Source organism: Pseudomonas sp. CIP-10 (assembly GCF_020911845.1).
Classification (GTDB): Bacteria; Pseudomonadota; Gammaproteobacteria; order Pseudomonadales; family Pseudomonadaceae; genus Aquipseudomonas; species Aquipseudomonas alloputida.
The window spans coordinates 3,887,083-3,899,478 of the sequence record NZ_CP087160.1 but is presented as its reverse complement, the minus strand read 5'-3'; the positions used below and the strand labels follow the sequence as shown (position 1 = coordinate 3,899,478).

Sequence of the window (12,396 nt, the reverse complement as noted above, 5' to 3'; positions counted from 1 at the left end):
CTTTGCAGCCCTTCGCGGGTGAACCCGCTCCTACAACAGGTACGGCGCGGTTCTCAAGACTGGCGCTGGCCTCTGCACTCGATACGGGCCTCAATGCACCGCCAAGCGCAGGGTATTCCATGCTGTATTCGCTTCAGGCACTGCGGGCGTTCGCCGCCTGGGTGGTGGTCTGCCACCATTTCATGCAGATCTTCTTCGACTTCCACGCCACCGGCCCCATCGGCCAACTGCTCACCGACCGTGGCGCCGTAGGCGTCGACATCTTCTTCGTCATCAGTGGGCTGGTCATCTACCTGTCGACCCGCGACAAAACCATCGAACCGCGCCAGTTCCTGCTCAATCGGGCGCTGCGCATCGTCCCTGCCTACTGGTTCTACACAGCCCTGATGGCCATGTTGCTGCTGGCATTCAGCCAATGGATGCCACATCAGGCGTTTGACTGGCGGCACCTGTTCCTGTCGCTGCTGTTCATCCCGGCGGAAAACCCAGGTGGCTATGGCCTGTACCCGACCCTGAACGTGGGCTGGACGCTGAACTTCGAGATGTTCTTCTACCTGCTGTTCGGCCTGGCCTTCCTGGTACGCCAACGGCATCACCTGCTGCTGGTGACTGCCGCTCTGTTGCTGGTCAGTGAGGTACTGGGGCGCATGGGCGTGGTCAGCCGCTTCTACAACAACGGCATCATCTACGAGTTTCTGCTGGGCATTGGTGTCGGCGTACTGTACCGCCGCGGGCTGATCCGCCAGGGCCGGTGGTTGCCGCTGGCGTTGCTGGGTGTGGCGGGCATGGCGATCTACTATCTGGACGCTTCCCAGCGCTTGCTGCACTGGGGGTTACCGAGTGCGATGGTCGTCCTGGCCTTCGTGGCCATGGAGCCGCTGTTCCAGGGCAATCGGCTGCTCAAGGCCCTTGGCGACTGTTCGTACTCGGTGTACCTGATACATGTGCTGGTGCTGTATGCCGGTTGGTTCGCCAGTGAGCGCCTGCATCTGAACCCGTTCCTGACATTTGCCCTGTGCGTGCCGTCCATTGGACTAATGTCGTGGTTCAGCTACCAGTGGCTGGAGCGCGGCCTGTACCGGCGAATGCAGGCCTGGCTGGCGGCGCAACGGGGGCCGGCCCCTGAATATGCGCTTTCCCGAGTCAATTGCTAGGACTTTGTTCGAAGGCTGGGTTGGCGTACACTTGGCCGCAAGTCTGTGAGGAACCTACATGAGCGCTATAACCATTACCGACGCCGCCCATGACTACCTGGCCGATCTGCTCTCCAAGCAGAATACGCCCGGCATCGGCATTCGCATTTTCATCACCCAGCCGGGCACCCAGTACGCCGAGACGTGCATCGCCTACTGCAAGCCGGGCGAAGAGAAGCCTGACGACACCGCCGTGGGTCTGAAAAGCTTCACTGCTTACCTGGACGCCGTCAGCGTACCGTTCCTGGAAGACGCACTGGTCGACTACGCCACCGACCGCATGGGCGGCCAGCTGACCATCAAGGCGCCAAACGCCAAGGTGCCGATGGTCAACGAAGACAGCCCGATCAACGAGCGTATCAACTACTACCTGCAGACCGAGATCAACCCCGGCCTGGCCAGCCATGGCGGCCAGGTGAGCCTGGTGGACGTGGTCGATGACGGCATTGCCGTGCTGCAGTTCGGTGGTGGCTGCCAGGGTTGCGGCCAGGCCGATGTCACCCTGAAGGAAGGCATCGAGCGCACCCTGCTCGAGCGTATTCCGGAGCTGAAGGGCGTGCGCGACGTGACTGACCACAGCCAGAAAGAAAACGCCTACTACTGAGTTGAAGGCGGCTCCCTTAGCAACAAAGTGTTACGGTTTCAACCCCTGCGACAACAGGCCGCAGCCCGTATTCAAAGGGCTGCAGGCCATACCCGCCATGGTCGGGTAGAACCCCTCTGGGTGTCATGCCAGAATGCCCCGGTTTTTCGACCGGCCCGTCCCGAGGGCCGGCACCTTCCCTGTAAAGGATGGTTTCATGAATGATCTTTTGACCCGGCGTGCGGTTGTCGCCGGCATGGGCGTTCTCGGGCTTGGCCTGCTGGCAGGCTGCAGCCCGGCCCGGGGGCTCGAGTTCAAGTACGGCAAGAACATGAGCAACGAAATCCTCGGGCGCAAGTTCAGCCTCAAAGACCCGCAAGGTAACGTGCGCACCCTGTCGAGCTTCTACGGCAGCATGCCGATGGTCTTCTTCGGCTTCACCCAGTGCCCGGCCGTCTGCCCGACCACGCTGGCGCGCGCGGCGCAGATTCGCAAGCTGCTGAGGGGCCGCGACCGCGACCTGTTCCAGGTGGTATTCATCACCCTGGACCCGGAGCGCGACACGCCCGAGGTGCTCGATGCCTACGTCAAGGCCTTCGACCCGACGTTCACCGCGCTGACCGGCACCCCCGAGGAAATTGCCGCAGTGGCCAAGGAATTCAAGGTGTTCTACGAGAAGGTTCCGGCCGGAGACACCTACACCATTTCTCATTCGTCCACCAGCTACGTCTACGATACACGTGGCACCCTGCGCCTGAGCCTGGGTCATTCCCTGAACGCCAAGGAATGCGCCGAAGATCTGGTCACCCTGATGGAGATCTGCTGAATGTCGATGCAACCGATCAAACGCGGTTTGGCTGCCCTGGTACTGATGGGGCTGGCCCTGCCGGCCCTGGCCCAGACCACCGTGAGTGATGCCTGGGTGCGTGCCAGCGTGCCGCATCAGCAGTCCACCGGTGCGTTCATGGTCCTGACTGCCAGCAGCGACAGCAAGCTGGTGGGTGTGGCTTCGCCCGTGGCCAAGACCGTGCAGGTGCACGAGATGACCATGAACGGTGACGTGATGGGCATGCGTGAGGTCAAGGCTGTCGAATTGCCAGCCGGCAAGGCAGTGACCCTGGACCCGAATGGCCTGCATGTCATGCTGATGGGCCTGAACAATCAGGTGAAGGAGGGTGACAAAGTGCCACTGACCCTGATCATCGAGGATGCCAAGGGCGCCAAGGAAACCCTGGACGTTCAGGCGCAAGTGCGTGCACTCAACGCCGACGCGGGTGGTGGGCATGATCACATGCACATGAACCACTGACAGATCAAAGGGCCGCGTTCAGCGGCCCTTTTTTTCAACTGCGCCTTTCAGCTACGAAAGCGCGGCAGCGGTCTGTCGAGGGTCAGCGACGTCAGGGTCTTTCGAACCTGGGCCTCATCGGCCTCCAGTGCCTTCAGGCTAGCGCGGATCTTGCCGGCGGCGGGCACATCGCCCTGCCGGTCGATCCAGTCGGCAATCTCCTTGCAGGCACTGCTCAGACAGGCCTGGCGCTGGTTCATCAACGACAGAAGGGTGGTGAGCTCTCTTTCGGACATGGCAGGATCCTCCATTCAGCCTTGTCAGTGTAGCAGAGGGTTGGCCAGGCTCTTGCGGCCTTTGCAAGGCGCGCTGCGGCAGCTGCCAGTGGCTGCTCTTGCGGCGCAGTAACAACTCGTTACTTATAAACGGCATGTTTAAAGTTGATGCTCGTGCCGTGCAAGGGATTCAGGGCTCGGTATCTGAAAGTGACCTGTTGAAGTGCTCAACTGCACAGTCGGGAAAATGCCGTCGGGTCTGCATTCAAAGCATGGTTGTTGTAGGAAAATTCCGCGTTTCTGATTTTCGCTTACGCGCAGAGCATAGCTTGGGCCTGGCGTATAGATGCAAGTTCGAGAGGGCGCTGCCGCCCTTTCATGCGCGTAGAGCAGAGTGAACGCAGGCTTGCCGATACGCCCCCGGGGTCACTCCATAGGCCTGCTTGAACTGCCGGCTCAAATGGCTCTGGTCGGCAAAGCCGAGGTCGAACGCCACTTGCGAAGCGGCCAGGCCGTGCTTCAGCATTTCGCGGGCGCGGGCCAGGCGGCGTTGCTTCAGCCAGGCATGGGGTGGCAGTCCAGTGGCCTGGCGGAACACCCGGGCGAAGTGGAACGGCGACAGGTTGACTGCTGCCGCCAGCGCTTCCAGTGAGGGCGGGTCGGCCAGTTGGCTTTCCAGCAGTTCGCGGGCGCGGGCTACGGCCAGGGGTTCGTGGCCAGGGGCCGAAGGCTCGGCGCACTGCCCGTGCCGCTGCACCAGGGCCAGCACCGCCTGGCGCCAGGCCGTCTGCTGCTGCAAGGCGCTGGCGCTGGCTTCGGACAACTGATGCAGCTGGCTGAACGCGAAGGCCAGGGCCGGGTCATGGATCACGCTGTCCTTGAAGCTGGGCATGCCGTGGCGGCCCAGTTCCAGTTCGTCGAGCACACCGGTGACCCGCTCGTGCTCGGGATAGAAGCCGCGATAACGCCAGCCGGCTTCATGGGCCGTAGCGCCGGTATGCAGTTCGTCGGGGTTGATCAGCACCATGCTGCCAACCGGTGCCAGGTGCTCGCTGCCGCGGTGCCAGAAGCGCTGGGCGCCCGACTCGATCACGGTGAATACATAGCCCTCGTGCACATGCGGGGCGAAGCGCTGCTGGTAGTAGCGAGCGTGCAGCATCTCGACGTCGCCAAGGGCTGGCGCCTGCCAGAGGTGTGTCTGCTCGCGCAAGGGCGGGCTCATGCCAGCCAGCTGCGCAGAAGGAAGAAGATCAACATGCTCACCAGCATGCTCAGCAATACGCTGCGGGTCAACAGCACCAGGGCGATGGCCACAAGGGAGCCCAGCAGGTAGGGGTTGAGCAGGCTCAGGTTGAGCTGGTGGTCAGCCATGAAGATGATCGGGCCGCAGATGGCAGTGAGCATGCCCGGCACGGCAAAGCCGAGAAACTGCCGGGCATTCGAGCTCAGGCGCAGGGGCAGGCGCGGCTCCAGGAATGCGTAGCGGTTGAGAAATACGATGGCGCCCATGGCGAAAATCAGGATCCAGGTCATGCGCGGGCTCCGGCGAATTTCTGGCAGATGAACCCGGCGCTCATGCCCAGCAGGCCTGCGACCACCAGGGCGGTTTCCCAGTGCCAGTAGCTGAACAGCACCGAACAGAACAGCGACACGGCTACGCACACCACGGTGGCCAGGTTGCGCACCAGCGGCGCGATCAGGGCGACAAAAGTGGCGACAATGGAGAAATCCAGGCCGAACTGGTCCAGGTGTGGAATGTTCTGGCCCAGCAGTATGCCGGCCAGGGTGAACAGGTTCCAGGCGATGTAAAAGGTCAGGCCCACCCCCAAGGCATACCAGCGGTTGAATTGCTGCTGGTCGTACTGGCTGGTCAGGGCGAAGAATTCGTCGGTCAGCAGAAAGCCCAGGCCGAGCCGCCAGCGCAGCGGCTGGCTGGACAGTACCGGGCGCATCGACAGGCCATACAGCAGGTGCTGCGAGGTCAGCAGCAGGGTGGTGAGCAGGATCGATGCCAGGTTGGCACCCCCCTTGAGCATGCCAATGGCCACCAGCTGCGCGGCGCCGGCGAAGACGATGGCCGACAGCCCCTGCCCCTGCCAGGCGCTGAGGTTGGCCTCGATGGCCATGGAACCGGCCAGCAGGCCCCAAGGGGCAACGGCCAGGGACAACGGGAGAATGGCAATGGCGCCGTGAAGAAAGGCTTGGCGGGCGATGTGGGGCATGATGGCTGCATGACGGCTACGAGGCAGGCCAGCATGACAGACGGGGCAGGGGATGGCTTGAACGATCTTGCTGGTCGAGGCGTGTTCGTCTCAACCTCAGTGGCCAACTGACAACAGGGCCGCAAGGCGGCCCCGAATGACCCTGGGTTATGGGCGGCTGGTCAGCAGCTGTTGCGCCGTTGCGCAGCCATTGATGTCTACGGCTTTCTGCAGCAGGCTCGTGCGCTGCTGTGGGTCGAGGTCGCCAAGCAGGCGGTACACCTCGGCCTGGTAGTCGCGCTGACGCCCCCACAGCATTTCCAGGCCTTGTGGCCGGCTGCGGTTGCAGGCCAGGCGCGTGGCCGGTTGCGGGTAGTAGGGGGCGTACACGGTGGCCATGCTGGGGATGGCCTCCAGCGCTGTACGGTACTCGCTGCTGACGTTGTAGGGCCGGCACCAGGTGGCGATGGCGGGCGCCGGTGCGGCAAACCCCTGCTGGAGGCTGGCTTCGAGCAACGGGCAGGCGGCCTCCGGGATTTGCGCGGCGGGCAGGTACGTCATGTAATACAGCGCCAGACGGTACTGTGCGACCGGGTGGCCAAGCGCTACCGATTTTTTCAGCAGGGCTACCGCCGTTGGCAATGTGTGGGCCATGGCCTGGCCCTGGCGGCTAAGCTCTGGGTCGCCGCCCGCTGCTGTGCGCAGCGTGCTGGCAGCGTCGTCCTGGTTATCGGCCTGCTCCAGTAGTGGCAAGGCCTGACGGTAGAGCAAGTCGGCATGAGGGTCGATGCGTACCTCCAGCGCTTGCGCGGCCAGTGGCAGCAGCGCAGCCAACAGCGGGGGCAAGCGTCGCACAAGGCTCACAGGCAAACCCCATGGGTGGCCAGGTACGGATGGACGGCTTCGGTGTTCATGGCGGTCAAACGTGCGCCTCGGGCAAATCGTAACGACGACGTATTCTAGCCACCCAAGGGGGGTGGCCGAAAGACCACCCGACAACTGTCAGACGAGCTTGATCGGCGTGACCTTGCGCTGGGCATGTTTTTCCTGGGCCAGCCCAAGCTTGGCGGTGATCACCTTGGCCAAGGCATTGTTGCCCAGATCGTTCAGGTGCAGGCGGTCGATGAACAGGTCTGCGCCGAACACGGGCGAGCTGTCGAGCATGCAGTTCATGTCGTAGCAGGGCACCGGGTCGGCCTGGCTTTTGATGCGGCGGAAAAATGCCGAATGCAACTGTCTGTCGAATGCCCCCTCCAGCAACCGGTCGAAGTTGGCCGGTTGTTGCTGCAGCGCGGTCAACATGGCTTGCTCGCCGGCGGGCAGGGTATCCCGGCACCAGGGCAGCAGCGGTTGCAGGATGAAGGTGAGCGTGGCGTGGCTGTCTGCCAGCAGACGGTCCCATTGGCGCAAGGTGCGGCCAATGTTGTCGGCGGCACGGGCCAGTCGTTTTTCCGGGGACGACAGTGGCCAGCTGACCGGGGCTGTGACCACGGGAGGGGCCAGCGCCTGGCCGATGCGCCGCCACAGCGACTGCCGACGGGGCGGTGCGCAGGGCTGCATGCCTTCGCTGAAACTGTTGAGAAAGGCCTGGTAGGCCTTGGCGTGCTGCGGGTCGTTGGTGCCTGCGAGGACTTCACACAGGGCTTCGTGGGCCAGGCTGTTGAGGCCACTGAGCACCACCACATGGCCGAGCTGGCCAAGGCGGTGCTGGTGGGTCAGGAACATCATTAATTCCTGGGTGGCGTTCAGCCCGCAGCCGGCCAGGCTCAGCCAGACTTCGCCCGTGAGCATCGACAGGTGCGAGGCCACCGTGTGTTCGTCGGAGCTGGCGCCGATGCCCAGGGCTGTGGAGCCGCCGACCAGCAGGTTGATGCGCGACGCACCACCGTGCTCGGCCGCCGAAAAGCGCTTGCCGGCGCAATGGCTGTAGCGCAAGCCAAGGGCATCGGTGTTGATGGTGCCGGAGCGGTAGCCGGTTTCGTGCACATGCAGGGTATAGGGGGCACGGCGACTGCCCAGCAGGAGAAAGCGCTGGTAGTCCTGCTGCAGCGGCGAAGGAGACGGGCGCGTGTCAGTCGTGGTCATGGTCTCTCCTTCGCTTGGGCGGGTACTTTGCAGCAGATTCAGGCCGCCAGTTCCTTGAGGTTGTACAGCAGGCCGCCGGCGGCGATCAGCAGCAGGGCGACGCCCGACGCCAGGCTGATGATGCGGTTGCTGCGCTGCGAGGCGATCTTGCCGATGGCGAAGATGTACAGGCTGAGCACGGCGAAATCGATGGCCACCCACAGCAGCGACAGCACCACCATGCTCTTGCCGAACGATTCGGTGATCTGAATGAACTGCGGGAAGAAGGCGATGAAGAAAATGATGTCTTTCGGGTTGGAAATGCCCACCATGAAGCCTTGCATCAGCCCGCCGCGCCCAGCCTTGGGGGCCTCGCTCGCCGCGTCTGACGCGGGTGCCTGCAGGGCGTCCCTCAACGTGCCCATGGCAATGTAGCCGATGAACAGGCAGCCCAGCAGGCTCATGGTGCTGAGCCATGTTTTGTCGATGGCGGCACTGGTGAGGATGATCCACGCTGCCGCGCCGATCAGCACCAGTGATGCCCAGTTGGTGCCGACGGCGGTGAACATGGCCTTGCGCGAGCCGGAGGCGGCCGCAGTGTTGACGATCAGTGCCACCACCGGGCCGGGAGTGGCGATCAGTAGCAGCACGGTGAGGGCGTAGGTGGCGGTGAGTGCGGTATTCACGGTCAGTTCTCGATCAGTATGTCGGGTGTCGCCTGGTGTGCGGCATGGGCATGGAAGGGGCAGCGTGACGGGTTGAGCGAGCCTGCCTCCTGCAGTTGATACTGCTTCCACTCGTAGTTGTCGGTATCGCCGAAAAAGCCAAGGGTGTCGGGCACAACGCCGTCGTTGTAGTGGTGCACGCGCTCGCGAATCCGTTCGCGGATGCGCTTGCCACTCTCGGTGCTGGCGTTGGCCACTTCGTCGAAGTTCTCCCGCGGGTTGATGACGAAGGTGATGTGCTGGCCCAGATTGCGGCTTTTCATCTGCTGATGGCCGGGGAAGTTCATGTTGATGAACAGCGGCATGCCGGCATAGCAGAATGACCAGCCGGTATCGTCGGGATCGGTCGGGATGCCCTGCGGCCAAGGGTGCGGGTCGCGCGCATGCACGCCGCGCAGTACCTTCCAGGCCAAGGCCTGTTGCTCGGCCAGGCTGCTGCCGGCGGCGGTTTCGAGAAACACCACCAATGGGCTGCCGATGCGCTGCTTGGGTGCGATCGGTGCGACGGTGCGCACATAATTGGCCAGGCCCTGTGCGATATCATCGGCCAGTTGCTCGGCGCGGGCGAAGAGAATGTGGCAGGTTTCGCCGTTTACCGCCTTGCGGCCGAACAGGCAGGGGAATTCGGGGTTGGCGAGAATACTGCGAAAGTGTTCTATGGTTTTGAACGTCCAGTGTTGCATGGTGTGTCCATGTTCAGCGGCGAGCTCCAGCGCATCCAGGCGATAGCAATTTCCATATCCCGTAAACATGATTTCCCCAGGCGTTGATTTAAGTGAACGTTCCAGTCACATGCAGGCAGGATCTTGGTTATGTTTGTTATTTACCGGCATTTTCCGAGACGCTCCTGTCGTTGTAAAACGCGTGGAGTTATGACCTACTATTAGTCTTACTCATGCTCGGGACGCCGCCATGTCGGAACGGATTCAGGCCTTGCACGCGCTGCGTGCCTTCGAGGTGGCCTCTCGCTATGGCTCTTTCACCCGCGCTGCTGAGGAACTGGCCCTGACCCAGGGCGCCGTCAGCCACCACATCAAGACCCTCGAAGCCCTGTTCGGCTGCGACCTGTTCGAACGTCGGGGCCCGAAATTGAGCCTGACCGAGCACGGCCGCCTGCTGGCGCAAGAGCTGAAGGTAGGCTTCAAGATCATCGAAAATGCCTGCGCACTGCTGCGTCAGGATCGCTACGGCCTGCGCCTGAAGGCGCCGTCCACGCTCACGGTGCGCTGGCTGCTGCGGGCGCTTGATGCATTCAAGAAGGTCGAGGACAACTGCAGCGTGCAACTGTCCAGTGTGTGGATGGATATCGACAGCGTGGACTTCTATTCCGAGCCCTACGACTGCGCCATTCTCCTGGCCAGCGGGCGTTTTCCTGCCGATATCGAGAGTTTCAAGCTGTTCGATGAATGGCTGATCCCGGTATGTCATCCGGATTACATGACGCAGGCACAACCGCAACTGTCCGACCTGCCCCGATGCGAGTTCCTGCACCCGTCACCCGACCGGCGTGACTGGCGGCGTTGGCTGGCGCGAATGGACGCGCTGGACATCAGCATCGACCAGGGGCAGGTGTTCGATACCCTCGACCAGGGCATATCGGCCGCCCAGCAAGGCTTAGGCATTTCAGTGGTCGATCTGGTACTGGCCAGCACCGACCTGGCCGCCGGGCGCCTGGTCACGCCTTTCAAGCATGCCGTGGCCACCGGCGACGGTTACTACATGACCTGGCTCAAGGCCAGCCCAAAAGCGCGGCAAATGCACAAGCTGCGTGACTTCCTGCTCGGCCAGGTACCGCCGCTGGCCTACAAGGACATCAACTACCTGTACGGTTGAATACCCGATCGAGCATGAAGTCGATGAATACCCGTAACTTTGGCGGCATCTGCCGCCCGGACGGCCACAGCAGATAGAAGCTGCCGCGCCGTTCCATGAAGTCGTCGAGGACACTGACCAGTGAGCCATTGCCCAATTCACGACCCACGTTGAAGTCCGGCAGACAGGTAATGCCGCGGTGGTTCAAGGCAAAGCAGACGCGTGTTTCGACGTGGTTGCAGACCATCGAGATGGGGATGTCATAGGCGTGCTCGGGATGCTCCTGGCGCAGCGGCCAGGTTTCCAGCTTGCCGTTGCTGGGGAAACGATAATGCAGGCAGGTATGCGCTGCCAGGTCGCGTGGGTGCAAGGGTGTGCCGCGTTCGCGCAGGTACTCGGGCGAGGCTACCAGGCGGTGCTGAAAGTGCCCGAGGAATTTGGCGCTGAGCCGGGAATCCACCGGCTGCCCGCCGCGCATCACCACATCGAAGCCTTCACCAACGATATCCACCATGCGGTCGGAGAAGTCCAGGTCCAGTTCAACCTGTGGGTACAGTGCCATGAACTCGGCCAGGGCCGGCATTACCAGCCTGGTCACCTGCGGCATGCTCACCCGCAGGCGCCCGCGCGGCGTTTCGCTGGCCTGCGACAGCTCCTGCTCGGTGGCTTCGATTTCGGCAAGGATGCGCCGGCTGCGTTCGAGGAACATCGTGCCCTCGGCGGTGAGGGTGATGCTGCGTGTGCTGCGGTGGAACAGGCGCACGCCCAGGCGGCTTTCCAGGCGCGCCACGCGCTTGCCCACTGCCGAGGCACTGATCCCCAGTGACTGGCTGGCGGCCACGAAGCTGCGGGTTTCGGCCACCCGATTGAAGACCACGAAGCCGCTGAGGCTGTCCATGTCGCACTCCTGATTGCGGACGCTGGTGTCCTGGGTGAGCGGCATTGTAACCGTCTTTTTCCGCAATGGCCTGGTCTTGCAGACTGTTCGCCTCGTCTCTCACTCAAGGCATTTGCAATGTCCCAGACATCTTCCGCACCGTTGCTGGCTGCCAGCAACGAACGTTTGCCCGTTGGCGGGCTGCTGGCGCTGGCCATGACCGGTTTCATCGCCATCCTCAGCGAAACCTTGCCGGCGGGTTTGCTCGACCAGATCGCTGATGGCATGCACATCAGCCAGGCCATGGCTGGGCAATGGGTCACGGCGTATGCCTTGGGCTCGTTACTGACCGCCATCCCGTTGGTGACATTGACCCAAGGCTGGTATCGGCGCCGGGCGCTGTTGCTGGCGATCATCGGCTTCGTGCTGTTCAACGGGCTGACGGCCCTATCGGACTCCAACAGCCTGACCCTGGTGCTGCGCTTTTTCACGGGGGCTGCGGCCGGCCTGGCATGGGGCCTGATCGCTGGCCATGCCCGGCGCATGGTGCCGGTACCGTTGCAGGGCCGGGCCATGGCGCTGGCCATGCTCGGGCAGCCGATTGCCTTGTCGCTCGGCTTGCCGATTGCGACCTGGCTGGGAGCGGGGCTGGGCTGGCGCGCGACGTTCGTGGTCGTCACGCTGGTGGCGTCGCTGCTGGTGGTGTGGGTGTTGCGATCCGTGCCGGACTACCCGGGGCAGGCTGCCGACAAGCGCCCGGCGGCCATGCAGGTATTGCGCACGCCAGGGGTGTTGATCGTACTGCTGGTGATCCTCACCTGGATCCTTGGCCATAACATTCTCTACACCTATATCGTGCCGTTGCTGGCGGCGGCTGGCATGGCTGCGGACATTGGCCCTGTGCTGATGGTGTTTGGTCTGTCGGCGCTGGCCGGGATCGGCCTGGTAGGGCTGCTGGTCGACCGGCACCTGCGCAAGCTGGTGTTGCTGAGCCTGGCCGGTTTTGCCTTGGCCACGCTGGCATTGGGGCAGGCATCGTCGTGGCTTGTGTACCTGAGCATCGCCTTGTGGGGAATGACCTATGGCGGCGCCCCGACCCTGCTGCAGACAGCGTGCGCCGACGCCGCAGGCCCGGGTGGTGATGTGGCGCAGTCGATGCTGGTGACGGTGTGGAACTGCGCCATTGCCCTGGGCGGGATCATTGGCGGATTGCTGCTGGCTGGGGCCGGCGTGGCGTGGTTTGGCGGGGTGGTGCTGGTGTTGATCGCCTTGGCCTGGCTGCTGGCCGTGGCCGGGCGGGGGAGCGGTTTTGTGGCGGGTAGGCGCTAAAACACTCATGCCAGGCACGACACAGGTAGAATAGCGCCATCTCCAGACA

At 63.0% G+C, this 12,396-nt stretch carries 15 protein-coding genes; 6 read left to right on the top strand and 9 right to left on the bottom strand.

Features of this window, described 5'->3' with window-relative positions; all coding sequences use genetic code 11:
* Positions 1 to 119 precede the first annotated feature (119 nt).
* The 4 genes from LMH93_RS17640 (at position 120) to LMH93_RS17625 (ending at position 3,085) form a co-directional block, all read left to right on the top strand.
* On the top strand, positions 120 to 1,154 hold the full coding sequence (locus tag LMH93_RS17640) for an acyltransferase family protein (RefSeq protein WP_004573784.1): 1,035 nt from the start codon (positions 120 to 122) through the stop codon (positions 1,152 to 1,154).
* A gap of 58 nt (positions 1,155 to 1,212) precedes the next feature.
* Positions 1,213 to 1,797 carry a Fe-S biogenesis protein NfuA gene (nfuA, locus tag LMH93_RS17635; RefSeq protein ID WP_003250416.1) on the top strand — a complete coding sequence of 195 codons (585 nt, stop codon included), beginning with the start codon at positions 1,213 to 1,215 and terminating at the stop codon, positions 1,795 to 1,797.
* Between the two features lie 196 nt (positions 1,798 to 1,993).
* Positions 1,994 to 2,602, top strand: a complete 609-nt coding sequence (locus LMH93_RS17630; RefSeq protein WP_003250418.1) for an SCO family protein — start codon at positions 1,994 to 1,996, stop codon at positions 2,600 to 2,602.
* Positions 2,603 to 3,085 carry a copper chaperone PCu(A)C gene (locus LMH93_RS17625; protein ID WP_100773402.1) on the top strand — a complete coding sequence of 161 codons (483 nt, stop codon included), beginning with the start codon at positions 2,603 to 2,605 and terminating at the stop codon, positions 3,083 to 3,085.
* Positions 3,086 to 3,132: 47 nt separating this feature from the next.
* Here LMH93_RS17625 and LMH93_RS17620 read toward each other — a convergent pair whose 3' ends face one another.
* From LMH93_RS17620 to LMH93_RS17585, 8 genes are all read right to left on the bottom strand, one after another.
* Complete coding sequence (locus tag LMH93_RS17620) at positions 3,133 to 3,360, bottom strand: hypothetical protein (protein WP_003250422.1); 228 nt, start codon at positions 3,358 to 3,360, stop codon at positions 3,133 to 3,135.
* A gap of 355 nt (positions 3,361 to 3,715) precedes the next feature.
* Positions 3,716 to 4,561 carry an AraC family transcriptional regulator gene (locus tag LMH93_RS17615; RefSeq protein ID WP_014861810.1) on the bottom strand — a complete coding sequence of 282 codons (846 nt, stop codon included), beginning with the start codon at positions 4,559 to 4,561 and terminating at the stop codon, positions 3,716 to 3,718.
* Positions 4,558 to 4,872 carry an AzlD domain-containing protein gene (locus LMH93_RS17610; RefSeq protein WP_020193370.1) on the bottom strand — a complete coding sequence of 105 codons (315 nt, stop codon included), beginning with the start codon at positions 4,870 to 4,872 and terminating at the stop codon, positions 4,558 to 4,560. Before LMH93_RS17610 ends, LMH93_RS17615 begins: the two co-directional genes overlap by 4 nt.
* The gene (locus LMH93_RS17605; RefSeq protein ID WP_004573762.1) at positions 4,869 to 5,561 is read right to left on the bottom strand and encodes an AzlC family ABC transporter permease; all 693 of its coding nucleotides are present in this window, start codon (positions 5,559 to 5,561) and stop codon (positions 4,869 to 4,871) included. Before LMH93_RS17605 ends, LMH93_RS17610 begins: the two co-directional genes overlap by 4 nt.
* A gap of 147 nt (positions 5,562 to 5,708) precedes the next feature.
* Positions 5,709 to 6,404 (bottom strand): hypothetical protein, encoded by a 696-nt coding sequence (locus tag LMH93_RS17600; protein WP_004573761.1) that lies wholly within the window; start codon positions 6,402 to 6,404, stop codon positions 5,709 to 5,711.
* Positions 6,405 to 6,542: 138 nt separating this feature from the next.
* A complete protein-coding gene (locus tag LMH93_RS17595) occupies positions 6,543 to 7,625 on the bottom strand; it encodes a hypothetical protein (RefSeq protein ID WP_003250433.1) in 1,083 nt (360 codons plus the stop codon).
* Between the two features lie 38 nt (positions 7,626 to 7,663).
* Complete coding sequence (locus tag LMH93_RS17590) at positions 7,664 to 8,290, bottom strand: LysE family translocator (protein WP_003250434.1); 627 nt, start codon at positions 8,288 to 8,290, stop codon at positions 7,664 to 7,666.
* Positions 8,291 to 8,292: 2 nt separating this feature from the next.
* Positions 8,293 to 9,081 carry a YqcI/YcgG family protein gene (locus LMH93_RS17585; RefSeq protein ID WP_014861807.1) on the bottom strand — a complete coding sequence of 263 codons (789 nt, stop codon included), beginning with the start codon at positions 9,079 to 9,081 and terminating at the stop codon, positions 8,293 to 8,295.
* Positions 9,082 to 9,241: 160 nt separating this feature from the next.
* Here LMH93_RS17585 and LMH93_RS17580 point away from each other — a divergent pair, with 160 nt between their 5' ends.
* Positions 9,242 to 10,162 (top strand): LysR substrate-binding domain-containing protein, encoded by a 921-nt coding sequence (locus tag LMH93_RS17580; protein ID WP_003250438.1) that lies wholly within the window; start codon positions 9,242 to 9,244, stop codon positions 10,160 to 10,162.
* Here LMH93_RS17580 and LMH93_RS17575 read toward each other — a convergent pair.
* On the bottom strand, positions 10,143 to 11,039 hold the full coding sequence (locus LMH93_RS17575; protein ID WP_003250440.1) for a LysR family transcriptional regulator: 897 nt from the start codon (positions 11,037 to 11,039) through the stop codon (positions 10,143 to 10,145). The two genes, LMH93_RS17580 and LMH93_RS17575, sit on opposite strands and share 20 nt — an antisense overlap.
* A 117-nt stretch (positions 11,040 to 11,156) precedes the next feature.
* Between LMH93_RS17575 and LMH93_RS17570 the strand changes: the two genes are divergently transcribed.
* Positions 11,157 to 12,347, top strand: a complete 1,191-nt coding sequence (locus LMH93_RS17570; protein WP_003250442.1) for an MFS transporter — start codon at positions 11,157 to 11,159, stop codon at positions 12,345 to 12,347.
* The last annotated feature ends 49 nt before the right edge of the window (positions 12,348 to 12,396 follow it).